This window comes from Rhizobium sp. 268, from assembly GCF_036571585.1.
Lineage (GTDB): Bacteria > Pseudomonadota > Alphaproteobacteria > Rhizobiales > Rhizobiaceae > Rhizobium > Rhizobium redzepovicii.
Genome location: NZ_JAPPSO010000004.1, coordinates 110,414 through 135,425 on the forward strand (window position 1 = coordinate 110,414; position 25,012 = coordinate 135,425).

Below are 25,012 nucleotides of genomic sequence, written 5' to 3' on the forward strand. Positions count from 1 at the left end.
CTACCCCTGACTTCCCAGTTAACGCCGCGTCCGGCCGTCATATTGCTTGACCGTGTCCCCGCCGAAGATCAGGCGTTGCGGATTGCGGTCGAAGTTGGTGATCGTGTCGTTGAGATTGTTGACGGTTCCGCGCATGTCGTTGACGAGAGTCTGCACGTCGCGCAAGCCGCCGCTGGAGAATTTCTGCAGATTGTCGGCGATCGGCCCGATGCGTGCATTCAGATTGTCGGCGACCTTCTTGAAGGATTCCAGCGTATCGCGCGCTTGTGCGAACATCGATTGTGTATTGTCGGTGCCGAGCAGCGCATCGACTTTGATGAGAATGCCGTCGATGCGGGTCGAGGCCGAATTCAGCTTGTTGGCAAGCTGCGAGACGTCCTGGATCGTCTGGTCGATATCTTTCTGGCGCGACGAAACCGTGTTTGCGACATCCCGGATCGAGGCAACGGCTGCACGCGCATCCTTGGTCGCCTGCGCGATGTCGTCGACAGAGCCCTTCACCTTGGCGGGGTCGATCTGGGCGACGAGCGTGTCGACGCGGTCGAGCGTCGCCTGGGCCTGCTTGCCGAAATCGTTGAAGGTGGTGGCCGTCTGGTCGAACTTCTGGATCGCCCCCTTCAGATCTCCAGAGGCATCGGCGACATTGGCAGTGATCTTTTCGGCGTTGGAAACGATATTGTCGATTTTCTGGGCGTCGACCGCCTTGACCAGCGATTCCACCGCTTGAAGCGTCGAATCGACACGGCCGGAGACCGCCTTCACCGTATTCGACAGCTCGCCGACGCTCTGTAGGAAGGCGTCGATATTGCCGGAATTCTTGGCAAGCGCATCCGAGAAGGTCTCGGCATTCTTGAACGTCTGAGTGAGGGGCGCGCGTGAATCTTCGATGAATCCCTGAAGTTCGCCGACCGCGTCATTGGCGCGATCGAGGATCTTGTCAGCGGTCGCCAGTAGATTGGTGACGCTCGACTGATCGGCGACGATGACGGCGCGTTTGCCGTTGTCGATCGCATGCTGGAGGATGCTTTCCTCGCCCTTGCGGCCGCCCGACAGTTCGATATAGGCAGCCCCGGTCAGGCCCTGAATTTCAAGAGCAGCCTTGGTCGACGGATAGATCGGCGCATCGGTGCGCACCTGGGTGAACGCCAGTGAATATTGCGGATCGTCGGCATCGATCGACAGGGTCTGCACCGAGCCGATCTGAATGCCGTTGAAGCGCACCGGCGAGCCGACGCTGAGGCCGTTGGCCGAACCCGGAATACGCACGATCAGCTCGGTCATCGGGCCGCCACGGCCATATTCGGCCATCCAGTAGACGAAGCCGAAGGCAGCCGCGATCACCAACACCGTGAAAAAACCGACAATCGTGTAATTGGCTTTGGTTTCCATTTATCCGATCACTTCCCGCTGCTGCCGTGCCGCGCGCCATCATCCTGCGGCACGATCGCCCGTGCCCGTTTACCCTTGAAATAGGCCTGCACCCAGGGATCGTCATAGGCCAGCATGTCGTCGATCGTGCCTTCCACCATTACCCGTTTCTTTCCGAGCACGGCAATACGGTCGCAGACCGAAAATAGGCTGTCGAGGTCATGCGTCACCATATACACGGTCAGTCCCAGACTATCGCGCAGGTTGGCGATCAGCTCGTCGAATTCGGCAGCGCCGATCGGGTCGAGACCCGAGGTCGGCTCATCCAGGAAGACGAGTTCGGGATCGAGTGCCAGCGCCCGGGCAAGGGCGGCGCGCTTGATCATGCCGCCGGACAGTTCGGACGGATATTTGTCGGCGGCATCGGCCGCGAGCCCGACCATGCGGATCTTCAGATGCGCCAGTTCGTCCATCAGCGAGCGCGGCAGGTCGAGATATTCGCGCATCGGCACCTGGATGTTTTCCTTGACCGTCAGCGACGAGAACAGCGCCCCCTGCTGAAACAGCACGCCGAGCCGCATGTCGAGCGCGTTGCGCTGCGGCTCATCGAGTTCGTCGAAATCCTGGCCGAGGATCTTGATCGTGCCGGAACGCCGCGGCAGCAGCCGGAGCACAGTGCGCATCAGCACCGATTTGCCGGTGCCCGACGCGCCGACGAAGCCGAGGATCTCGCCGCGATAGATATTCAGGTTGAGATTGTCGAGCACCACTTTGGAGCCGAAGGCAACGGTGACGTCGCGCGCCGAGAGCACGATGTCCCTCTCGTTCTTGTCGTCCCTGTCTTCCGTATCGATCGGTTTTTCCACGCGATTCGCCATGCTAGAAGTCGATCGCTGCATAGAACATCGCAAAAAGCCCGTCCATCAGGATGACCACGAAAATCGCCTTCACCACCGCAGCCGTCACATGCTGGCCGAGCGATTCCGCGCTGCCGCCGACCTTGAGCCCTTCGACGGCGGCGACGATGCCGATGACCAGCGCCATGAACGGCGCCTTGATCATGCCGGAGAGCACCGTCGACAGCGTGACCGCCTCGTGCAGGCGCGACAGGAAGTTGGCGAAGGTGATGCCGGAATAGCCCCAGGCGACGGCGGCCGCGCCGGCGAGCGAGGCGAAATTCGCCAGCACCGTCAAAAGCGGCAGCGCGATGGTCAGCGCCACCAGCCGCGGGAAGATCAGCACGCCGATCGGGTTCAGTCCCATCACCTTCAGCGCGTCGATCTCCTCGCGCATCTTCATTGAGCCGATTTCGGCGGTGATCGCGCTGCCCGAACGGCCGGCGATCATGATCGAGGTCAACAGCACGCCGATTTCGCGCAATTGCAGGATGCCGACGAGATCGACGACGAAGACTTCAGCACCGAAGTAGCGCAGTTGGAAGGCGCCCTGCTGGGCAATGATCGCCCCGATCAGAAATGACATCAGAAGAATGATCGGAACGGCGCGAACACCCATGTGGTCGATCTGGTTGACGATCGAGGCCGGGGAAACGCCGCTGCCGCGGCCGAACTTCATCTGCGCGCCGCGCACTGCCGAACCGAGGATATACATGGCGGCGGCAAAATTGTCCCAGATGTCGTAGGTCATCCTGCCGATCGGCGCGAGGACGCGCGCGGCAAGCGAGACCTTCTCTTTCTGCTCCGGCTCCGGTTTGGCCGGCTCCTCGGAAAACATCTCCAGCATTTCATCGATATGCGGATTGGTGCCTTCGAAGCGGACGGTTCGGCCGGCAGCCTCCTCTTCCTTCTTCAGCCGGCACAGCAGCCAGATCCCAGCCGTATCGATATCGGTGATGTCGGAGAGATCGACCGTCAGGTCCCCGGCCTTCTGATGCAGCAGCTTCTCGAAGTCGCGCAGCACGAAATGCACATAGGCGCTGCGCCAGTTGCCCTTGAGACGCACATGCTGCCCCGAACCACCGGATTGGTCGTCCACGTCAAGTGAGGCAACGTTGCGATTTTCGGCGTTCAAGATACTTATGTCTTTCAAGGCTTAAGGGCGACATTGCCGACTCGGCGGATCCTTTGCCGCCCGGCGCGTCAATATACAGAAGCAACGTGCGATTTCCATGCTCACAGGACAGCAATAATGCCGCGCACCCTCAATATCCAGATGAATTCCTTTCCGATTGCCGGAGCCTTCACTATCTCGCGCGGCGCCAAGACCGAGGCCGAGGTGATTACCTGTACGCTCGCCGAAGACGCTGCGCGGGGGCTTGGCGAATGCGTGCCTTATCGCCGCTACGGCGAGACCATGGAGAGCGTGTTCGCCCAGATCGAAGCCGCGCGTCCGCTGGTCGAGGCCGGGATCTCACGCCGCGACCTGTTGTCGGCGATGCCGCCTGGCGCTGCCCGCAATGCCGTCGATTGCGCCCTTTGGGACCTCGAGGCCAAACGAACGGGTGAAAGCGTTGCGACCCGCCTCGGCCTTGCCGATCTGAAGCCACTCACCACCGCCTATACCATTTCGCTCGGGGAACCGGAGGTGATGGCCGCAAAGGCGCGTGAACATGCCGGCCGCTCGCTGCTCAAGGTCAAGGTCGGCACCGGCGACGATGAAAGCCGCATCCGCGCCGTCTGCGCCGCCGCGCCCGATGCCACAATCATCCTTGACGCCAATGAGGGCTGGCCGGAAGCGGTGTTGGAACGTCATCTTGATATCGCGGCGCAAGCCGGTGTGGCTCTGGTCGAGCAGCCGCTGCCGGCCGGCCGCGACGCACTGCTTGCTGAAATACGCCGCCCGCTCCTCGTCTGCGCCGACGAAAGTGTCCACCATACCGGCGATCTTGCGAGCCTTGCCGACCGCTATGACGCGATCAACATCAAGCTCGACAAGACAGGCGGCCTGACGGAAGCCCTGGCGATGAAGGCGGAAGCTGAGCGGCTTGGTTTCAGCATCATGATCGGCTGCATGGTCGGCACCTCGCTTGCCATGGCGCCGGCGGTGCTGCTCGCCCAGAATGCCGATTTCGTCGATCTCGACGGCCCGCTGCTGCTTGCCCGCGACCGCGAACCCGGCCTGCGCTACGCCGCTTCCCTGGTCTTTCCGCCCGAAAGCACGCTCTGGGGCTGAAGGTAATAGGCCGATATGACGAGGCCGAGGCCGGTAAACGCGACCAGCGCCATGACGTAATAGCTGACGACGCCGAGCCAGGCATAGAGATAACCCGACGCCAGCGTCATCAGCGCCATCGCCATGCCGACATAGAAGAAGTAGGCGCCTTGCGCCGAGGATTCCTGCGTCTCCTGCACCGTCGCCATGATCCGCCGCTGCACGCCGGTATGGACGAAGGCATAGGTGAAGCCGTGGAAACACTGCAGCAGGAAAAACCCGGCAAACCCCGCATTCATGGGAAACAGGATCCAGCGGCAGACGCTGACGGCACAGCCGAAGCGGATCAGCGTCCAAGCGTCGAAGCGCCGGTTGAGACGTTTCGACAGGAAGAACACCGTCACCTCGGAAGCAACGCCGGCGCTCCAGAGCAAGCCGACCTCCGTGCCGGAAAAGCCGAGATGATGCCAATAGATCGACGAGAACGCGTTGAGCACTGCATGGCTCGACTGCTGGATGGCGACACCGATCAAGAGCAGCAGCAAATGCGGCTCGCGCAGTCCGCTGCCGGTGGCGGCCGGAATGTTGATCGGCTGGCCACGCCGCCGCGTCGGCCCGATGCGCGGACAGAAGATCGCCATGACGACCGTCATGGCAAAGCCGAACACCATGACATCGAGCACCAATCCGCCGCCCCACCGGCTGATCAGTTGGCCACCGACCAGCGTCGAGACGATGAAGGCAATAGAGCCCCAGACGCGCATCGATCCGTAATCGAGCCCCCAGCGGCGCACACCCGAAATGACGATCGATTCGACGACGGGCACATAGGGCGCGAAGGTGGCGCCCTGCAGCGCATAGACGATCGTCACCGGCCAGAAGCTCGTCGTCCAGAAAAGCGCGATAGCCGTCAGCAGCGACAGGCTGCCTGACCAGAGCAGCACGTCGGCGCGCTCCTTCAGACGGTCGGCAATCATCGCGACGACGGGCGCCACCAGCACGCGCACCACCATCGGTATGGCAAGGATGATGCCGATCTCGTGGTCGCTGAAACTGTGGGTCGCAAGCCAGACCGGAAAGAACGGCAGAACGATGCCGTTGACGAGCAGCGGTGCGCAATAGGAAAGCGCGCTGAGCAGCCGGAAGCGCGGGGGCGCTCCCTCACTCGGGGAATGTTGGGCGGGAATCATTGGTGGACCTGAAGGAAACTGGTCGTTGTCCTAACACACCACCCTGGAGGCGCCTATTGCGAGAAATAGCCCTACTGAAACGTTTTAGAAAATAAATACAGCCTGTCGCCCGACGGTAACGGGTAAGTCGGTGGAGTGCGGACGCGCCGATGCCGAAATCAGGCCGCCTGCGGGGCCAGTTCGCCTTCATCGTGCATTTCAATGGCGGAAAGCGTCGGCACGCTGCTGGCGAGCGCTCGCCAGGTGATCAGTTCGAAGGCGCCATCCTCATGTTCGGCGACCGCCGTGCAGCTTTCCACCCAATCGCCCGTATTGATGTAGCGGATGCCGTCCATGTCCTGGATGATGGCGTGATGGATGTGTCCGCAGATGACACCGTCGGCGCCGTTTTTGCGAGCTTCCTCCGCCACGACGCGCTCGAACTCGCCGATGAAGTTGACGGCATGTTTGACCTGCAGCTTCGCCCAGGCCGAAAACGACCAATAGGGCATACCGAGGCGGCGGCGCACGGCCGCGAGCAGGAGGTTGATGCGGATCGCCGTATCGTAGGCCCAGTCGCCGAGATAGGCGAGCAGGCGGGCGTTGCGGACGACGACGTCGAATTCGTCGCCGTGCAGGATCAGATATTTCTTGCCGTCGGCGCCGTTATGCATCATGCGCTCGACAACCTCGATGCCGCCGAAATGCATGCCCGGGAAGTCGCGCAGAAATTCGTCGTGATTGCCGGGAATATAGACGACGCGCGTGCCCTTGCGCGCCTTGCGCAACAGCTTCTGGACCACGTCGTTGCAGACCTGCGGCCAGTACCAGCTGCGCTTCAGGCGCCAGCCGTCGACGATGTCGCCGACGAGCACGATCGTATCGGCCTCGTGGTGGCGCAGGAAATCCAGGAGGAAATCAGCCTTCGCGGCCTTCGAGCCGAGATGGACATCGGAAATGAAGAGCGTGCGGAAATGTCTGGGTTCCATCATGTCTATCACGAGCGTCGCTCATGCCCCATCTTTCATCTAGCCTTCCAAAACCAGACTCGTGTTTCAGGAAGATGACAGGTTGCGGAAAAGCCGGCGCGGTGGCGATGTTGCCCTCTCCATCGGGCACGTTCATGATGGCGGCGATTCCAGATCCGACACTGCGGGATGGCTGATGCGCCTCTTTCTCGTTCGCCACGGCGAATCTCTCGGCAACCTCAACGAACAGGCCTATCGCCAATTCGGTGATCACAACGTGCCGCTGACACAGTGGGGCCACCGTCAGGCGGTCGAAGCCGGCAGCGCCATCGCCTCCTATCTGAAGGCATTGCCACGCGCCGATTTCGGCAAGCTGCAGATCTGGTACTCACCATTCCTCAGGACACGGCAGAGCAAGGATGCCTTGCTGACAGCCTTGCCGGAAAGCTTCATCGGCGAGATCCGGGAGGATTACCTGCTGCGCGAGCAGGATTTCGGTCTTTTCACCGAAATCTATGACCATGCCGAACAGAAGCAGAAATTCCCCGAAGAATTCGAAAAATGGGCGAGGCTGCGCAGCAACAGCGGCAAGTTCTACGCGCGGCCGCCGGATGGCGAGAGCCGGGCGGATGTGGCCCAGCGGGTGCGCCTCTTCCTGCAGACCGTCATGCGCGACGCCGAAAACAGCAGCCACAACGTCGTGATCGTCGGCCATGGCGTCACCAATCGGGCAGTCGAAATGAATTTTCTCCACCGCCCCGTCGAGTGGTTCGAGCGTTCCGACAACCCCGGAAATGCCGATATCACACTGATCAAGGGGACGCGCCTGCAAGGATACGAGTCGATCCTGCTGCATCAGGCGGCCGACCGGCAGCCGGGACAGGAAAATGAACTGCGCGATGCCTATGGCGCCGACGTGACGATCGCGCCGAAACCTGAGGGATAGACCCACAAAGGGACGAATGCAAAGCATCGGCAGCAGCATCAAGCCCCTCCCTTGTCGGGAGGGGTTTTCACTGCAGCCAAGTTCCGTTTCGATCCACTCACGCAGCTCGCACAGCCGCCATCGGTTTGACGTTCTGATTCATCCGGAACAGATTGTCAGGATCATAACGCCGCTTGATTTCGGCAAGCCGGGCGTAATTGGCGCCATAGGCCATTTCCACCCGATCGGCCTCGTCATCAGGCATGAAGTTGATATAGGCGGTTCCCACGGCATGCGGCTTGGTTGCCTCGAAAAGTTCGCGCGCCCAGCCGGTGCAATTTGCATCCATCCCGGCCTCCCGCCAGCGCGCATGCACGTTCATGACGAAATGCGAACTGCGCTGCGGAAATGCGGTGGCCTCGGTGGCAATACGGCCGGCCGCGCCACCGACATGGCCGACGAATATCTCGCATTCCGGTCCCGGCAGCTTGCGCACGGCGTTGAGCAGCACCTCGATCGCCGCATCCGAAAGCGAGGCGAAATCCTGGCTCTTCCAGTAATTGCGCGCACCTGGCGTCAGCAACGGATCGAATGCCTGCTGCCAGCCGGTGAACGGCACCGGACCGACGACATCGGCAATCGGCTTTCCGATCGCTCGCAATCTTTCCGTCGCTTTTTCTCCCGCCGCGATATCTCCGCAATAGCACATGGCGAGCACCACGACCTCCTTGCCGTGCCACTCGGCCGGAAGGAAGGGCAGCGGCGGCGCCTGGCGCATCACCACCCAGCAGGTCAGTTCATCGGGTGCGGCTTCCAGCGCCTGCCGATATTCCCGCAGCACTCTCTCCGCGTCAGCGAAGGGATGTACGACCAGCCCGGCAAGAACATCGGAATGCAGCGGGTTCAGCTGAAACTCGAAGGAGGTGACGACACCGAAATTGCCGCCGCCGCCGCGCAAGGCCCAGAAGAGGTCCGGCCTTTCCGTCTCGCTCGCCTTGACCAGTTCCCCATCGGCCGTCACCACATCGACCGAGACCAGATTGTCGATCGTCAGCCCGAATTTGCGGGTCAGCCAGCCAAAGCCGCCGCCAAGCGTCAGGCCGGCGATGCCGGTGGTGGAATTGATGCCGGTCGGCAGCACCAGCCCGAAGGCCAGCGTTTCCTGGTCGACATCGGCAAGCGTTGCCCCCGGCTCGATCCTGGCGCGGCGCGTCTCCGGGTCGACCCGCACCGATTTCATCGCCGACAGGTCGATGACGACGCCGCCCTCGCAGACCGCGTTGCCGGCAATGCCGTGCCCACCGCCGCGCACCGAAACGAGAAGATTGTTGTCGCGGGCAAACCGCACCGCGCGCATGACATCTGCAGCACCGGCGCAACGCGCGATAAGCCCGGGCCGCCGGTCGATCATCGCATTCCAGATCGACCGCGCCTCGTTGTAATCCAGATCCTTGCCGGTTAGGAGCTTGCCGCGAAATCCGGCAGAAAATGCATCAATGGCCACATCATTGACCATCGTCTGCCCCTTTTGCAGGGTCGTCAGGTTCAAATTGTCCATGATTTCCTCCATGCGACCGGCGCCCCGCACCGTCGCGGCGGCATATTGCGCCTGCGGTGATCGCCAAACAAGTTTTCCAAAAGGATTAGCTAATCGCCTGAAGCCACCGGGCGCCCACTTCTCGAAAACTTCGCCCATCCCCCATTTCCATACTGTCGCCCGTATCCGATTGATGTATGGAGGGAACTCCCAAAAAGACGTGCACGGAGGCGGCAATGGATAACCAGGAAAAATCCAAGACGGACAAGAACCTGACAAGCGGCGATCTCGACGAGCAGGCGCTGTTTTTCCACCGCTATCCCCGTCCCGGCAAGCTGGAGATCCAGGCAACCAAGCCGCTCGGCAACCAGCGCGACCTGGCGCTCGCCTATTCGCCGGGCGTTGCCGCCCCTTGCCTTGCCATCCGCGACAATCCTGAGATGGCGGCTGAATATACCTCGCGCGCCAATCTCGTCGCCGTCATCTCCAACGGCACCGCCGTGCTCGGCCTCGGAAATATCGGTCCGCTGGCCTCGAAGCCGGTGATGGAGGGCAAGGCCGTGCTCTTCAAGAAGTTCGCCGGCATCGATGTCTTCGATATCGAGATCGACGCGGCAAGCGTCGAGCAGATGGTCTCGACCGTCAGCTCGCTGGAGCCGACCTTCGGCGGCATCAATCTCGAAGACATCAAGGCGCCGGAATGTTTCGAGGTCGAGCGACGCCTGCGCGAGAAGATGAAGATCCCGGTCTTTCACGACGACCAGCACGGCACGGCGATCATCGTCGCCGCCGCGATCCTGAACGGGCTGGAACTTGCCGGCAAGGCGATCGAGAACGTCAAGATCGTCGCCTCCGGCGCCGGGGCCGCCGCCCTTGCCTGCCTCAACCTGCTGGTCATTCTCGGCGCAAAACGCGAAAACATCTGGGTCCACGATCTCGAAGGCCTCGTCTATGAGGGCCGCACCGAGCTGATGGACGAATGGAAATCCGTCTACGCCCAGAAGAGCGACACGCGCACGCTCGCCGAAAATATCGGCGGCGCCGACGTCTTCCTCGGCCTGTCGGCCGCCGGCGTGCTGAAGCCGGAGCTGCTGGCGCAGATGGCCGACAAGCCGCTGATCATGGCGCTCGCCAATCCGACGCCCGAAATCATGCCTGGTCTTGCCCGTGCCGCTCGCCCCGACGCGATGATCTGCACCGGCCGCTCGGATTTCGCCAACCAGGTCAACAACGTCCTCTGCTTCCCCTATATCTTCCGCGGCGCGCTCGATTGCGGCGCCGAGACGATCAACGAGGAAATGAAGATGGCGGCCGTGCGCGCCATCGCAGCCCTTGCCCGCGAAGAGCCGTCCGACGTCGCCGCCCGCGCCTATTCCGGCGAAACCCCGGTCTTCGGCCCGGATTACCTGATCCCCTCGCCCTTCGATCCGCGCCTGATCCTGCGCATCGCGCCTGCCGTTGCCAAGGCCGCCGAACAGAGCGGCGTGGCGCGCCGCCCGATCCAGGATTTCGACGCCTATCTCGACCAGTTGAACCGCTTCGTCTTCCGCTCCGGCTTCGTCATGAAGCCGATCTTCACCGCGGCCAAGGCCGCCGAGCGCAAGCGCGTCATCTTCTCCGAGGGCGAGGATGAGCGTGTGCTGCGCGCCGCCCAGGTGCTGCTGGAGGAAGGCCTTGCCGACCCGATCCTCATCGGCCGCCCGCAGGTCATCGAGACGCGCCTGAAGCGCTACGGTCTGCGTATCCGGCCGCTGCAGGATTTCGAAGTCATCAACCCGGAAGACGATCCGCGCTTCCGCGAATATGTCGATCTGTATTTCTCCCTCGTTGGCCGCCGCGGCGTCATTCCCGAAGCCGCCCGCACCATCGTGCGCACCAACACCACCGTCATCGGCGCACTGGCGCTGAGGCGCGGCGAAGCCGATGCGCTGATCTGCGGTCTGGAAGGCCGCTATGAAAAACATCTGCGCGACGTCCGTCAGATCATCGGCAAACGCAAGAATGTCCGCGATTTCTCCGCCCTCAGCCTGATGATCTCGCAGCGCGGCGCCACCTTCTTCACCGACACCTACGTCACCTTCAATCCGAGCGCCGAGGAGGTTGCCGAGGCAACGGTGCTGGCGGCCGAGGAAATTCGCCGTTTCGGCATCACCCCGCGCGCCGCCCTCGTCTCGCATTCCAACTTCGGCTCGCGCGAATCCGAGAGCGCCACGAAGATGCGCAACGCCCTGCAGCTCGTGCGCGAGACTGCCCCCGATCTTGAGGTCGACGGCGAAATGCATGGCGAAAGCGCCATCACCGAAGCACTGCGCAAACGCGTCATGCCGGATACGACATTGCACGACGAGGCGAACCTGCTGGTCTTCCCAAATCTCGACGCCGCCAACATCACGCTCGGCGTGGTCAAGTCGATGACGGACGGCCTGCATGTCGGCCCGATCCTGCTCGGCACCGCCCTGCCCGCCCACATCCTGGCGCCTTCAGTCACCTCCCGCGGCGTCGTCAACATGGCCGCCCTCGCCGTCGTCGAGGCATCGCAGCCGGCGTAAGCCGGTTGCCGCCAACGTCAGCCATCGGCTATCGACAGGCGTCCCCTATCCGCGAGCGCGTCCGCGCGCTCGTTGCCGGCAATCCCCGAATGTCCCTTGCACCAGGCAATGGTCACCAGGGCGTTTTGGGATAGCTGAAGATCGACGGCTTTCCAGAGGTCCGCATTGTCGATCGTTCGCCGTCGCCCATGTCCATTCGGGCTGCTTTTCTTCCAGCCGTTGTTCTTCCAGATATGTCGGCGGCTGTTGCAGCCTTTGACGGCATAGACGGAATCGGACCAGATGATCGCGGGTTCTCCGGCTGTTTGGCTGTTGATCCACATGGCGGCCCTGAGAACGGCGGTCAATTCCATGGCATTATTGCTGGAATCGTCGACGCCACCGAAGTCGGAGGCGATTTCCACCGCATCGCGATAAGCGACAAACGACCAGCCTCCATGCCCGGAACCGGGCTCATAACAACCGTCCGCGAAGAGGTGAAGGCCGTGTTGGGCTTCCGTCACGCCTGATGTCGGTGCAAAGGAAGGGATCTCGTCGGGGATGCTTGTCATTTTCACCGCGTCTCTGGCGATTGCTGGATAAGATCAGGAAAATACGCTAATATTTTCTTTGAGCTTATTAAGAGAAATCCGTTAAGGGAAAACGCGCGGCCGATTGAAGTCGCATTCGACCCACCGACCGTTTGCTCATTCCGGGACGACGCCGTGAAACGCCGAAACCTGTCTCTCGCCCTTCTCCTCGCCTTCGCAGCGCCCGCCGTCGCGCAGACCAATGCCATCTGTGAGGACCTGCGCGGCCGTCTCGCCGACCTGCCGCGCTCGATCGGCAATGGCAACGGCCCGGAAGCACGCCAATATGCCAGTGCCATGGCCGAGCAGAACCTCGAGCTTCGCAAGGTGCGTAACGATCTGCGCAACTACGGCTGCACCTCGGGCAGCATGGTGGTGATCGGCGGCGAGAATGCCGATTATTGCACCGAGCTGTCGCAGGCCGAAGGCCGGATGATCGACAATATCGCTTATCTCCAGGACCGCCGCAACGAGCTGGCCGGCCGGAACGGCGCCGATGACGACCGCCGCGAACTGATGGCCGCGCTCGACAGCAACGGCTGCAACAGCGAGAACTTCTATGCGCCTTCCGAGCGCAATGCCAACGACCCTGCCCCGAGCGTCGAGGAGCAGGCGATGCGTTCGGACACTTTCATTCCGCTCGGCGGCAAAGAGGCCGATCCGCGCTACGGCCTGCCGCGGGCCGATATGCTGTCGCCGGTCAGCACCATCTGCGTGCGCAGCTGTGACGGCGGCTTCTTCCCGATCAGTTCAAACACCACCTCGGTCGATTTCGGCCGCGACGCCCAGACCTGCGCCAAGATGTGCCCCGGCATCGAAACCCAGCTTTTCTATCGCGACGTGACGAGCACGGAAGCCTCGAACATGATCTCGGTCGCAACCGGCACGCCCTACAGCGCCATGAAGAACGCCTTCGCTTACAAAAGCCGCGCGCCCGGCGAGAAAAACGCCTGTGCCTGCAATCTCACCGCCTATTACGACGAGATGCGCGGCAAGCAGGCGATAAGCCAGCCGCCGCCACAGGGCTCGATCACCACCATCCGCACCAATCCGCCGGCGAAGGATACAGCGGCCGCCGCCGCGCCGCAGCCATCGGTTCCAGAGCGTCCCTACGACCCCACGCAGAACAAGGTCCGCCAGGTCGGCCCGCAATTCCTCGCCGGCGACCAGGGCTCGATCGACCTTGCCAATCCTGCCGCACCTGGCCCGCAGCCGCAGCAGCAGTGATCGCTACCTCTCGTTCCTTCCCCAGCCATCGTGGAAGACGAGTTCCTCAAGCGGTAGCCGCTGCCGCCAGCCTTTGACCGAGAGTTCCGGCTGGTCGTAGAGCCGGTCGACGAAACCGGCGCAGAGCCAGGCAACCGCTTCGATATGCTCGGGGATGCCGAGAATGGTCTTCAGGTCGGCTTCGTGAAAGATGCTGACCCAGCCAATGCCGATCCCTTCGGCGCGGGCCGCCAGCCAGAGATTCTGGATGGCGCAGACTGTCGAATAGCTGTCCATTCGCGGATTGTGCGTGCGCCCCAGCACCACGCTGCCGCTGCGGGTGGGATCGCAGGTTACGCAGATACCGAGCGGCGCCTCCACGATGCCTTCCAGCTTGAGGGAGCGATAGACCTGCCGCCGCTCGCCCTCAAACATCAATGCCGCTTCCTCGTTGGCCTTGGCAAAGGCATCGCGGATGCGCGCTCGCACCGTTGGACTTCTCACCAGAATGAAATTCCACGGCTGCATGAAGCCGACGGAGGGTGCGTGGTGCGCGGCGGTCAGCAGCCGTTCCACCACGTCGTCGGGCAAGGGCTCGGGCAGGAACTGGCTGCGAACGTCGCGCCGCGTCATGATCGCGTGATAGACGGCCTCGCGTTCGGCCAAGGAAAAACCGGACGCCACGGACAGGGCATCCTCATCAAAGGGTCGCATCGTCAAATCCCCAACAACGCAACCGCCCGCCGTCCGCGCGGGTTGGGTCTATCTTGCCAGGCCGGTCTTCTGACTTGGCGTCATCCGTCTGCCGCAGCCTTCCCGGCGAAAGCCAGTGGCATGATAAAGCGGCAAACGTCGGCCTTACAGCGTTGGGCACGTTTCGGTCTCGCACCGAATTCCCGATTCTCCCGCTTGAAAAGCGGGCACCTGACGGCGCATCTATTTCAGCAAACCGGCCCTGCGGCAAGCGGCCTCATGCCGCATTCACCCGTATGTGACATCGATCGCGTGGACAGGTGTGCATCGCTGCCGTAGAACCGAACAGATCCTAACCGACGCCTGTGGCGCCGCAATTTTCCTCTTTGCACCCAGTTGCCCGTGCCCCGCCTGACACCCATGATCCTTGCGGTCGCCCTGTTCATGGAACAGATGGATTCGACCGTCATCGCCACCAGCCTGCCGGCGATCGCAGCCGATATCGGCACCTCGCCGATCGCGCTGAAGCTTGCCGTCACCAGCTATCTCGTGGCACTGGCGATCTTCATCCCGATCAGCGGCTGGATGTCGGATCGTTTCGGCGCGCGCAACATCTTCCGTATGGCGATCTTCGTCTTCATGATCGGCTCAGTCGCCTGCGCCTTTTCCAATTCGATTGCGGCCTTCGTCGTCGCGCGGCTGATCCAGGGCGCCGGCGGCTCGATGATGACGCCGGTCAGCCGTCTGCTGCTGGTCCGGGGAACGCCGCGCCACGAACTCGTCGATGCCATGGCCTGGCTGACCATCCCCGCGCTGATCGGCCCGATCATGGGGCCGCCGATCGGTGGTTTCCTCACCACCTATCTCACCTGGCACTGGATCTTCTGGATCAATGTCCCGATCGGCGTGCTCGGCATCATCCTCGTCACGCGTTTCCTGCCGGCGGTCGAGCCTCGCAGTCCACGGCCGATGGATTTTCCGGGCTTCTTCCTTTGCGGCATCGGCTTTTCTGGCTTCGTCTTCGGCCTGTCGGTGATCAGCCTGCCGGCCGTGCCTGTCATCTACGGCTATGTCACGGTGGCCGTCGGCATCCTTGCCGGCCTCCTCTATCTCCTGCATGCCCGCCGCGCGCCCTATCCGCTGCTCGATCCGAAAATGTTCCGTTATCCGATGTTCCGGGCGGCGATCCTCGGCGCCTCGAATTTCCGCATGGGCCTCGGCGCCCTGCCCTTCCTGATGCCGCTGATGCTGCAGCTCGGCTTCGGCCTGACGCCGCTGCAATCGGGCTCGGTCACCTTCGTCAGCGCGCTCGGCTCCATGGGGTCGAAATTTGCCGCTTCGCGCACCTTCAATGCCTTCGGTTTCCGCACCGTGATATCGATCACCACCTTGCTGGCGGCAATCTTCCTCGGCATCAACGGCCTTTTTACCAGGGAGACGCCGCTGCCGCTGATCATGGCCTGCCTGCTGATCGGCGGCCTGTTCCGCTCCATGGCCTTCTCAGGCGTCAACGCCATGGCCTTCGGCGATGTCGGTGAGGCCGACAGCAGCCAGGCGACCGCGATCAACGCCGTTGCCCAGCGTATATCCATGGCAATGGGTGTGGCGATCGCCGGCGGCATCCTCGAAATTTCGAGCAGCCTCCACGGCGGCAGGCTTCTGGTCTCGGATTTTCACACCGCCTTCTTCAGCGTCTCGGCGATTTCGGCGCTGGCCTGCATCACCTTCCTGCGCCTGCCGCGCGATGCCGGCGCCGAACTGACGACGCGCCGCCGCAAGCACCGCCAGGCCGAGCCGGAAGAGGCCATGGCGGAAAACAGCCCTTGATCCCGCTGGCCGCCGTTTCGCTATCCCATTCCACTTTATGATTTCTTCACACATCGAAGACAGACTGCGTTTGCGCGTTTTGGGTCGCACAGGGGACATGGGCATGAGTGCTCATGCTGCGACCGCCGGCGTGGATGCCTGTATTGATAGGCTGGTCGGAAACATATCTGACCGAGCCCGCGTTTCGAGGCCCCCGCGGCATGTTCCATTTTTTGAAAACGATGCCTCTGACAGCCAAGCTGGCGGCGATTATCGTGACCGTCAACCTTTGCGGCATCTCCGCCTTTGCCACCTACACCTGGATGTACGAAACCAGGGCGTTGATCGATGGCGCCAAGGCGAACTGGTCCAAGGATGTGGAGCAGTTTGCGTCTCTGGCCGCCGGCGGCGTGAAATGGGGCAAGGCGAATGCTGTGCGCGACGCCTATTCGCTTTACCGCGACGACCCCTCGCTTGATCTTGTGCAGTTTGCCGCCTTCAACGCCGAACCTGCCGCCGTCGATACGTGGACACGTGACGGCATCAGCGGTTTGCCGGCACCCGCCGATCTCGCAAAGAGCCTCAGCACCAAGCCTGAGAAAACGACGATCGATGACAGCGGAATATCTGCCGGCGTTGTTACGATCATTGCGCCGCTTCCGTTGGATAAATCAGGCAAGGCGACCGGCTACGTCGTCACCAACTGGTCGGTCGAAAAAATCGCTGCCGAAGTCAAGCAGAAGGTCCTGATTTCGCTGCTGACGCAGTTCGTCATCACCGCCATCGCCGTTGTCGCCTTTCTTCTCGCCATGCGCAGCCTCGTCGGCCGCCCCCTCAGGGTTCTCAGCGAGCGGATCAGCGCGCTGCAGAAAGGCGATCTGGCCTCTCCCGTTACCTACAGGGAAAACGGCGACGAGATCGGTTTCCTCGCACGTGCCTTGGAAGTCTTCCGCAACGAGGCGATTGCCAAGGTCGAAAGAGAGCAGGCCGCGGCCGAGCAGAGCGCCTCATTCGACGCCGAACGGGCGCGCAACGCATCCTTGACGGAGGAAGCCAGCAATGCTCAGCGGCAGGTCATGACAGCGCTCGCAAATGAATTGGAAAAGCTCGCCGCCGGCGACTTCTCGATACACCTCGCCGATCTCGGTCCTGAATTCGATAAACTGCGGCAGGATTTCAACCGCATGGTCGAAGCGGTTGCGGCCGCATTGACCGAGATCAAGATCGCTTCAGTCGCAGTGGAAGGAGGATCGAGCGAGCTTGCCTCCTCCGCCGATCAGCTCGCCAGGCGGACCGAGCAGCAGGCAGCAGCCTTGGAACAGACCGCCGCCGCATTGGATGAGGTGACCACCACGGTCAGAATGTCATCGCAACGGGCTGAGAGTGCCGGGAAGCTGGTCGAGGAAACGAAGCGCAGCGCGCATGTCTCGGCGACCGTGGTACGCGACGCGATCGGAGCGATGGACAGGATCCAGACCTCGTCGAGCCAGATCGGCCGCATCATCGGCGTCATCGATGAAATCGCCTTCCAGACCAACCTGCTGGCGCTGAACGCTGGCGTCGAGGCGGCGCGTGCTGGCGAAGCCGGCAAGGGTTTTGCCGTCGTCGCACAGGAAGTGCGGGAACTTGCCCAGCGGTCCGCCAATGCGGCGAAGGAAATCAAAAACCTGATCAGCGTCTCCGGCCAGGAAGTGGCAGCCGGCGTCGGGCTGGTGAACGAAACCGGCGATGCCCTCTTGAAGATCGAAGAGCAGATCAACCGCATCAGCGACAGCATCGCTTCCATCGTCCAGTCCTATCGCGAACAGGCGACCGGCCTGCAGGAAATCAATGGCGCCATCAACCAGATGGATCAGGCCACCCAGCAGAACGCGGCAATGGTCGAAGAGACCAACGCGGCCTGCCAGGAGCTGCGCACACAGGGACGCCTTCTGCAGGATTCGGCCGGCAGGTTCACTGTCGCAGCCTCTGCCGCCAGCCAGCCCAAAGCCACTCAACCCGTTCGTCAATCTCGTCCGGAACAGAGGGCCTTGTCGCAGCGGCATGCGGGCAACACCGCCATCGCCGCTTCTCCCGATGCCTGGGAAGAGTTCTGACGCAAACGTCGTTCAATAAGCTTTCAATCCTCAACACCCCAAAAATCGGGAAGGGAACAGTTATGAAGAAAGTCGTGACCGCATTTCTTTTGGCCTGCACCGCAGTCGCCGTGCCTATGGGCGTATCCATGGCGCAGGATGCGAAGCTCGCCCCGATCTCCGACTACGTGACAAGCGACATAAAGCCCTGGCTGAACGATCCGGTTATCATCGAGGCCATCAAGGCGCAGAATGCCGCAAACGCCAATCTGGGCCAGGCCGATATCGACGCCCTCGACAAGAAGTGGCGCGCCGAGGTCGATGGTTCCGACCATTCGATGATTGACGGCGTGCTCGGCAATGCGCTGTCGAAATTCCTTCAGGAAAAGAAGGCTGCCTCCAATGGCAAGATTGCCGAGATCTTCGTCATGGATGCAAAGGGGCTGAATGTCGGCCAAAGCGATCCCACCTCCGACTACTGGCAGGGCGACGAAGGCAAGTTCCAGAAATCCTTCGGCGCCGGCAAGGACGCCGTCTTCGTCGACGATATCGAAAAGGACGAATCGACCCAGGCGCTGCAGTCGCAGGCAAGCGTCACGATTTCCGATGACAAGGGAACGCCGATCGGCGCCATCACCGTCGGCGTGAACGTCGACGCCCTCTGATCTCGGCTTCTCCTTCATATCGCCCTGAAGCCCCGCGCTTTTGGGCGATATGCTTTCTGCTCCCTGCGGGAAGGGTACCGCGCCCTGGTTTTTAAGCCGCAAATTCTGCGTGACAAAATGCTGCCGCGACGATACACACGCCCGATGTCGACCACTTCGATCTACGCCTCGCGATTTTATTTGTACCGCTGCTCCCAGCGGATGCGGGTCTATGCGTAACTGAAGTCGACGCGACGACAACCCGAACAGCCGCTAGTCTACCTGGCGGCTTTTTTGTTCCGCACGGTATGACCAAACAGGAGCCATACCGTGTCCGATACCATTGACGATCTCCGCATCCTCGAGATCACACCGCTGACCAAACCCGCTGATATCATCGCGGAAATCCCCCGAACCGTTGCCGTCAGCGAGACGGTAACCAGCAACCGCCATGCGATCCATAAGATTCTCGAGGGAGAAGACGACCGCCTGATCGTCGTCATCGGCCCTTGCTCCATCCATGATCCTGCTGCGGCACGCGAATATGCCGAGCGGCTGGCGGAACAGCGGCAGCGCTTCTCCAGCGATCTCGAAATCGTCATGCGCGTCTATTTCGAAAAGCCTCGCACTACGGTCGGCTGGAAGGGCTTGATGAACGACCCGCATCTCGATGGCAGCTACCGCATCGAGGAGGGGCTTCGGATTGCCAGGCGCCTGCTGCTCGACGTCAACGCCATGGGGCTGCCCGCCGGCGTCGAATTCCTCGAGACGATCACGCCGCAATACATTGCCGACCTCGTCAGTTGGGGCGCGATCGGCGCCCGCACGACGGAAAGCCAGATCCATCGCCAGCTCGCTTCCGGCATCTCCTGCCCGATCGGCTTCAAGAACGGCACTGACGGCGGCGTCCGTGTCGCGCTCGACGCCATCCTAGCCGCCTCGCAGCCGCATCATTTCCCCGCCGTCACCAAGGACGGGCAAGCCGCCATTGCCTCGACGAAGGGCAATGAGGACTGCCACATCATCCTGCGTGGCGGCAAACAGCCGAACTATGAAGCAGCCAATGTCGAAGCTGTCGTGGGCGAAGCCGTCAAACTGGGTGTGACCCCACGCATCCTGATCGATGCCAGCCATGCCAACAGCAGCAAGGATCCGATGAACCAGCCGCGCGTCGTCAAATCCGTGGCCTCGCAGATCGCCGCCGGCAACCGCCACATCAAGGGCATGATGATCGAGAGCAACCTCGTCGCCGGCCGCCAGGATCTCGTGCCAGGCAAACCGCTGGTCTACGGCCAGTCCATCACCGACGGCTGCATCGACTGGGACATGTCGGTCGACGTGCTCGATAATCTGGCCCACGCCGTCCGCGATCGTCGCAAGGCCGCCGTCGCGGCCTGAGCGGCTCTATCAATCGCGGCGGGCAGATATCCCGCCGCCCATTCGCAGGTCAATCTTCGTCCAAAAGATGCAGGCCCTCATCGGTCCAGAAGCCGCCCCATGGTTCCGGTTTGACCAGGCTATAGGAAGCCAGCACTTCGACCGCGTCCGCCGGTGAGGGCTTTTCACGACGTGCGCCTGTGCAGGCACTTAGAGGCGACGACCATATTATAAGCGGTCACGATTCGAATAGAGTCGAGATATTCATTATCGTCATAAACGACGTCACTCAAAAACAGGAGTGCAATCTTGTCCTGTGACTGAAGCATGATCTCCTCGTCCGGCGAAAGCGGCAGGTCATCGAAAAAGCTCATGGCATTATAATTCCTGAAGTACGTCTCGTTACCGCAAGCATATCTCATATCATTCTGTATATAGAATCTGGCGATCGGGACCGCCATCCGATTGAGAGCATGAGAGTGCTCGTATTTTCCGAGCCTCCGAAGATACTCGACCGGAAACGTGATAAACAGTAGAACAGGGCAGCAGATCATGAAGGCTAAGGTCGCGATCAATACTTTACGCACGATTGAGTAAGTTCCTATTTGAAACGCTGTTAGCTGGGTCTATCTAGGCCGATTAGCATGTCAGAGTGGCGAAGGTGCTATAGAAAACGCACAAACCCACTGCCCCATCATCAAAGGATCGGCTACATCGTGCTAGAAGCGGCCTTGCTCAATTGAAAGGACCCCATAAACACGTTTAGCTAGACAACGGGGCTACCGATGCGCTTGTTGAAAATTCTGGGCGGATTTTGCCTGTCATGCCTGATTGTCTTCGTTATCGCGATAGTTTGGTCGGGCCTTGCCGCCGATGCCATGATCTCGAATTGTCACGACAATTCCGCTGGCGAATACATTGGCGATTACGAGGCCCGGAAAGCTTACTGCGGAGAATTCGGCGCAAGTACGGCCGACAAAATGCCTTACGGGTATTGATAGAGTCCGCGGATCAACTGCCCCCCGCTCCCCATCATCAAATAGTGGCCGCCCGCCAGCCCTAAGCGAGTTGACTTGAGGATTAGATCAGAGCTTTGGGAAAATGCATATCGTCGCAACAGCCGCGCCCATAGGTGCAAGATGAAGTTTCGTTTTGTTACAATACTAAGTCGTCCCATAGTATTATTCTGTACAATTTCTATACTTTTTATATACTCCTATGGAGAAACTCTCCAGTCACACAAGAGCCCGGAAGAGCAGACGAGGGATATATTAAATAAATACCTTGCTGAATCCCAAGAAATGGATCGAATACGATATGCGAGTTGTTCCAGAATCGAAGTGTCAGAAACCGAGCGGCTTGCAAACGTGAGCTTTTACGTGGGGTGCGAGGTTAAGAAACCGCTTTCGGCAGATCCCATTTTTCTCTCAGTGGCGTTCGGTGGTCGCGGTCAAGTTGAATTTATGGATGTATCGAGGAGTGACAAATGAAGCGCTAGGCGCAACCAAACCGGCAACTATGTGCCGGACGTCGCGTCAAGTTAGTCAGGCGCACAAGGTTCAATCGTGCCAGACAGGCCACCACCACCCCATAAAAAAATGGCGGTGCGCCGCTCTCAAGATCTCGCCGGGAAATAGCGCACATAGGCAAACTCGTCACCGTCTGGTGACCAGCAGGGCACGTTGATCGTGCCCTGCCCGCCGAACAGCTCGAACAACGTCTTGAGATTGCCGCCATCCATGTCCATCAGCCGCAGCCGCACGTCGAGATCGCGCGGATGGTCGAAAACCGAGGGGTCATAGGACAGGAGCAGAACCTTGTCATTGCTGGGCGATGGATGGGCGAACCAGTTACCCTGATTGTCCGACGTCACCTGCTCCAGCCCGCTGCCATCGGGGTGGATGCGCCAGATCTGCATCAGCCCCGTGCGGCTGGAATTGAAATAGATCCATTGTCCGTCAGCGGAATAATCCGGCCCGTCATTGCGGCCCTCGCCATGCGTCAGCCGCGTCTCGGCGCCGCCGTCGACGGAGATCGTATAGATGTCGAAGAGATCGTCGCGGATGCCGCAATAGGCAAGCTGGCGGCCATCGGGCGACCAGCCGTGCCAGTAGGACGGCTGGTTCTCGGTGACGAGCCGCGGCTTGCCGCCTTCGATGGGCAGGATATAGATCGTCGACTTGCCGAATTCGGTCTTATCAGAAATGACGATCTCGGTGCCATCGGGTGAAATGCCGTGATCATTGTTGCAGTTGACGGCAAAGCCGGTATCGACCTTGACGACTTCGCCGCCATCGAGCGGCAGTCGCCAGAGCAGCCCGTCGCCGTTCAAGAGCAGGTAGGAACCGTCGGGCGAGAAGTTCGGCGCCTCGACGAGCTTGTCCGTCTGCCAAACCTCGCGAGCTCTGCCCGTCCTGACATTGTAGATCTCGACCGAGCTGCGCATGTTTCCTCCCTCGCATTTCTAGAGCGATAGCGTCAGCAATCCCGACAGCGCTAGCGATCCCGGAACCGGTTGGTGATCGGATAGCGCCGATCACGCCCGAAATTCTTTTTGGTGATCTTCACGCCCGGCGCCGATTGCCGCCGCTTGTATTCGGCGAGATAGAGCAGGTGCTCGATGCGATGGACGGTCGCCACATCATGGCCGCGCGCGACGATCTCCTCGACCGCCATCTCCTTCTCAACCAGGCATTCGAGAATATCGTCGAGCACCGGATAGGGCGGCAGCGAATCCTGATCCTTCTGGTCGGGACGCAGTTCGGCCGACGGCGCCTTGTCGATGATATTGTTCGGGATCACCTCGCCCGACGGCCCCAGCGCACTTGGCGGCACATTCTCGTTGCGCCAGCGGGCCAGCGCATAGACCTGCATCTTGTAGAGGTCCTTGATCGGATTGAAGCCGCCGTTCATGTCGCCGTAAAGCGTGGCGTAGCCGACCGACATTTCCGATTTGTTACCCGTCGTCACCACCATCGCGCCGAACTTGTTGGAGATCGCCATCAGGATGACGCCGCGCGCCCGGCTCTGCAGGTTCTCCTCGGTGATGCCGCTCTCCGTGCCCGCGAAGAGATCGGACAGCGCGCTGCTGAAGCCCGTCACCGGCTGCTCGATCGGCACGATGTCATAGCGGCAGCCGAGCGCCTTTGCGCAATCGGCCGCGTCCTTCAACGAGTCTTCCGATGTGTAGCGGTAGGGCAGCATGACGGTGCGCACCCGCTCCTCACCCAGCGCATCGACGGCGATTGCCGTGCAGATCGCCGAGTCGATGCCGCCGGAAAGGCCGAGCACCACCGTCTTGAAGCCGTTCTTGTTGACGTAGTCGCGAAAGCCGAGCAGGCAGGCGCGGTAGTCGGCCTCCTCGCCTTCAGGAATATGCGCCATCGGCCCTTCGGCGCAATGCCAGCCGGTTTCGCCGCGCTTCCATGTCGTCACCGCCAGCGCGGTCTCGAACTGGCTCATCTGGAAGGCGAGCGACTTGTCGGCATTGAAGGCGAAACTGGCGCCATCAAATACCAGTTCGTCCTGGCCGCCGAGCTGGGCGGCATAGACCAGCGGCAGGCCGGTCTCGATCACCTGCTTCAACACCACCTGATGGCGGATATCGACCTTGCCTCGATAATAGGGCGAACCGTTCGGCGACAGCAGAATCTCGGCCCCGCTTTCGGCCAGCGTCTCGCAGACGCCGAGGTCGCCCCAGATATCCTCGCAGATCGGAATGCCGATGCGCACGCCGCGGAAATTCACCGGCCCCGGCATGGCGCCCTGGTTGAAAACGCGCTTCTCGTCGAATTCGCCGTAGTTCGGCAGATCGATCTTGTCGCGCACCGCGATCACCGTGCCGCCGTCGAGCACGGCGACGGAATTGTAGCGTCCGGTCTCGTCCTGCCGGGGAAAACCAATGAGAACACCTGGCCCGCCATCGGCAGTGTCGGCGGCAAGATTCTCCACAGCTTTCCAGCAGGCGCGGATGAAGGCCGGCTTCAGCACCAGATCTTCAGGCGGATAGCCGGAGATGAAAAGCTCGGTCAGAACGAGCAGATGCGCCCCTTCGCGAGCCGCATCGGCGCGCGCTTCGCGTGCCTTGGCGAGATTGCCGGCGACATCGCCAACCGTCGGGTTGAGCTGGCCGATGGCAATGCGGAAGATATCAGAAAGAGCGTTTTCCTGTGTCATGTCATTTATTTAGCCTGCACCTTCCGCAACCGCAACATGTCCGCGGCAAAAGCCGCACCTTGCGGCGACGAAATTTTTGTGAACGGACACGCAACCGCCTCGCGGCATAGACACGCATTGCAATTTGCCGGAGGAGCGGAATACTGCGCCCGACAGCGACTGCATCGATAACGGGCACCGGAAACAGGCCATGTCTAATCTTTCGAACTTCATGCACCATCATTTCGACAAGCCGGCCGACGAACTCGGCGATATTGAAAAACGCGTGCTGGCAAAGGCGCACGCGCGCAAAGTCATCTCGACCGATGTCAACGCCGCTCTTTCCGCCGAGTCCTCGTTCGGTGAGCGTGTCGCCGACGGCATCGCCCGCGTCGGCGGTTCCTGGTCGTTCATCCTCGCCTTCCTGGCCTTCCTTGTGGTCTGGACGCTGATCAATACCATCATCCTGGCAACAGGCGCTTTCGACCCCTACCCCTTTGTTTTCCTCAATCTGATCCTGTCGATGCTCGCCGCCATCCAGGCGCCGATCATCATGATGTCGCAGAACCGCCAAGCCGAACGCGACCGCTTCGAAGCCGCCAAGGATTACGAAGTCAATCTCAAGGCCGAGCTCGAAGTGCTCTCCCTGCACCAGAAGATCGACATGCGCGTGCTGACCGAGCTTACGGCGCTTCGCGAGGACGTCGCCCGCCTCAGCGCCGATCTTGCCGCCAGGGGCTAAAGCATGTCGCGCAAAACTGTGCAGCGGATTTCCCAGGCAAAGCGCGAAGCGGTTTTCCCCGGGCAAGCCGCTAGGCGTTTCGCCGCAACGACGTGCGTAAAAACAAGAAACTAAAGCC

21 protein-coding genes and 1 riboswitch are annotated in these 25,012 nt (G+C 61.2%); of the genes, 10 read left to right on the forward strand and 11 right to left on the reverse strand.

The window, feature by feature from the left end:
* Nucleotides 1–18 precede the first annotated feature (18 nt).
* From OS035_RS09230 to OS035_RS09240, 3 genes are read right to left on the reverse strand one after another with little or no spacing between them, the layout of a single operon-like run.
* Nucleotides 19–1,389 carry an MlaD family protein gene (locus OS035_RS09230; RefSeq protein ID WP_064838665.1) on the reverse strand — a complete coding sequence of 457 codons (1,371 nt, stop codon included), beginning with the start codon at nt 1,387–1,389 and terminating at the stop codon, nt 19–21.
* A gap of 8 nt (nt 1,390–1,397) precedes the next feature.
* Nucleotides 1,398–2,246, reverse strand: coding sequence for an ABC transporter ATP-binding protein (locus tag OS035_RS09235; RefSeq protein WP_097628567.1), 849 nt, complete (start codon nt 2,244–2,246; stop codon nt 1,398–1,400).
* A gap of 1 nt (nt 2,247) precedes the next feature.
* Nucleotides 2,248–3,417, reverse strand: a complete 1,170-nt coding sequence (locus OS035_RS09240) for an ABC transporter permease (protein WP_179867166.1) — start codon at nt 3,415–3,417, stop codon at nt 2,248–2,250.
* A 99-nt stretch (nt 3,418–3,516) separates the two neighbouring features.
* Between OS035_RS09240 and dgcA the strand changes: the two genes are divergently transcribed.
* Complete coding sequence (gene dgcA, locus OS035_RS09245; RefSeq protein WP_131711015.1) at nt 3,517–4,500, forward strand: N-acetyl-D-Glu racemase DgcA; 984 nt, start codon at nt 3,517–3,519, stop codon at nt 4,498–4,500.
* On the opposite strand, the gene OS035_RS09250 is transcribed toward dgcA, so the two are convergent.
* On the reverse strand, nt 4,452–5,669 hold the full coding sequence (locus OS035_RS09250; protein ID WP_097628564.1) for an MFS transporter: 1,218 nt from the start codon (nt 5,667–5,669) through the stop codon (nt 4,452–4,454). The two genes, dgcA and OS035_RS09250, sit on opposite strands and share 49 nt — an antisense overlap.
* A 158-nt stretch (nt 5,670–5,827) precedes the next feature.
* Nucleotides 5,828–6,640, reverse strand: a complete 813-nt coding sequence (locus OS035_RS09255) for a UDP-2,3-diacylglucosamine diphosphatase (protein ID WP_131711016.1) — start codon at nt 6,638–6,640, stop codon at nt 5,828–5,830.
* A gap of 172 nt (nt 6,641–6,812) precedes the next feature.
* On the opposite strand from OS035_RS09255, the gene OS035_RS09260 reads away from it, so the two are divergent.
* Complete coding sequence (locus tag OS035_RS09260; RefSeq protein WP_097628652.1) at nt 6,813–7,562, forward strand: histidine phosphatase family protein; 750 nt, start codon at nt 6,813–6,815, stop codon at nt 7,560–7,562.
* A 97-nt stretch (nt 7,563–7,659) separates the two neighbouring features.
* Here OS035_RS09260 and OS035_RS09265 read toward each other — a convergent pair whose 3' ends face one another.
* Entirely contained in the window at nt 7,660–9,099 is a 1,440-nt protein-coding gene (locus tag OS035_RS09265) for an FAD-binding oxidoreductase (RefSeq protein WP_097628562.1), read from the reverse strand.
* A gap of 215 nt (nt 9,100–9,314) precedes the next feature.
* Here OS035_RS09265 and OS035_RS09270 point away from each other — a divergent pair, with 215 nt between their 5' ends.
* Complete coding sequence (locus OS035_RS09270; RefSeq protein WP_131711017.1) at nt 9,315–11,627, forward strand: NADP-dependent malic enzyme; 2,313 nt, start codon at nt 9,315–9,317, stop codon at nt 11,625–11,627.
* Between the two features lie 17 nt (nt 11,628–11,644).
* Here OS035_RS09270 and OS035_RS09275 read toward each other — a convergent pair whose 3' ends face one another.
* Nucleotides 11,645–12,178, reverse strand: coding sequence for a ribonuclease H family protein (locus tag OS035_RS09275; protein ID WP_097628561.1), 534 nt, complete (start codon nt 12,176–12,178; stop codon nt 11,645–11,647).
* A gap of 153 nt (nt 12,179–12,331) precedes the next feature.
* Between OS035_RS09275 and OS035_RS09280 the strand changes: the two genes are divergently transcribed.
* Nucleotides 12,332–13,423 (forward strand): DUF2865 domain-containing protein, encoded by a 1,092-nt coding sequence (locus tag OS035_RS09280; RefSeq protein ID WP_097628560.1) that lies wholly within the window; start codon nt 12,332–12,334, stop codon nt 13,421–13,423.
* A gap of 3 nt (nt 13,424–13,426) precedes the next feature.
* Here the strand turns inward: OS035_RS09280 and bluB are convergent, their stop codons facing one another.
* Entirely contained in the window at nt 13,427–14,116 is a 690-nt protein-coding gene (gene bluB / locus OS035_RS09285; RefSeq protein ID WP_097628559.1) for a 5,6-dimethylbenzimidazole synthase, read from the reverse strand.
* A 42-nt stretch (nt 14,117–14,158) separates the two neighbouring features.
* Nucleotides 14,159–14,345: riboswitch (cobalamin riboswitch) on the reverse strand.
* Nucleotides 14,346–14,515: 170 nt separating this feature from the next.
* Here bluB and OS035_RS09290 point away from each other — a divergent pair.
* From OS035_RS09290 to OS035_RS09305, 4 genes are all read left to right on the forward strand, one after another.
* Nucleotides 14,516–15,922, forward strand: coding sequence for an MFS transporter (locus OS035_RS09290; RefSeq protein ID WP_183781872.1), 1,407 nt, complete (start codon nt 14,516–14,518; stop codon nt 15,920–15,922).
* Between the two features lie 200 nt (nt 15,923–16,122).
* Entirely contained in the window at nt 16,123–17,997 is a 1,875-nt protein-coding gene (locus OS035_RS09295; RefSeq protein ID WP_097628557.1) for a methyl-accepting chemotaxis protein, read from the forward strand.
* A gap of 62 nt (nt 17,998–18,059) precedes the next feature.
* The gene (locus tag OS035_RS09300; protein ID WP_097628556.1) at nt 18,060–18,641 is read left to right on the forward strand and encodes a hypothetical protein; all 582 of its coding nucleotides are present in this window, start codon (nt 18,060–18,062) and stop codon (nt 18,639–18,641) included.
* A 309-nt stretch (nt 18,642–18,950) separates the two neighbouring features.
* The gene (locus tag OS035_RS09305; RefSeq protein ID WP_331813628.1) at nt 18,951–20,018 is read left to right on the forward strand and encodes a 3-deoxy-7-phosphoheptulonate synthase; all 1,068 of its coding nucleotides are present in this window, start codon (nt 18,951–18,953) and stop codon (nt 20,016–20,018) included.
* Nucleotides 20,019–20,182: 164 nt separating this feature from the next.
* Here OS035_RS09305 and OS035_RS09310 read toward each other — a convergent pair whose 3' ends face one another.
* Nucleotides 20,183–20,371, reverse strand: coding sequence for a hypothetical protein (locus tag OS035_RS09310; RefSeq protein ID WP_310806489.1), 189 nt, complete (start codon nt 20,369–20,371; stop codon nt 20,183–20,185).
* Nucleotides 20,372–20,782: 411 nt separating this feature from the next.
* Between OS035_RS09310 and OS035_RS09315 the strand changes: the two genes are divergently transcribed.
* Nucleotides 20,783–20,995 (forward strand): hypothetical protein, encoded by a 213-nt coding sequence (locus tag OS035_RS09315; RefSeq protein WP_183781881.1) that lies wholly within the window; start codon nt 20,783–20,785, stop codon nt 20,993–20,995.
* Between the two features lie 617 nt (nt 20,996–21,612).
* Here the strand turns inward: OS035_RS09315 and OS035_RS09320 are convergent.
* Entirely contained in the window at nt 21,613–22,443 is an 831-nt protein-coding gene (locus OS035_RS09320) for a TolB family protein (protein WP_183781884.1), read from the reverse strand.
* A 50-nt stretch (nt 22,444–22,493) separates the two neighbouring features.
* Nucleotides 22,494–24,173, reverse strand: coding sequence for an NAD+ synthase (locus tag OS035_RS09325; protein WP_097628552.1), 1,680 nt, complete (start codon nt 24,171–24,173; stop codon nt 22,494–22,496).
* A 190-nt stretch (nt 24,174–24,363) separates the two neighbouring features.
* Here OS035_RS09325 and OS035_RS09330 point away from each other — a divergent pair, with 190 nt between their 5' ends.
* Nucleotides 24,364–24,894 (forward strand): DUF1003 domain-containing protein, encoded by a 531-nt coding sequence (locus tag OS035_RS09330; RefSeq protein ID WP_064838705.1) that lies wholly within the window; start codon nt 24,364–24,366, stop codon nt 24,892–24,894.
* Nucleotides 24,895–25,012: the final 118 nt, after the last annotated feature.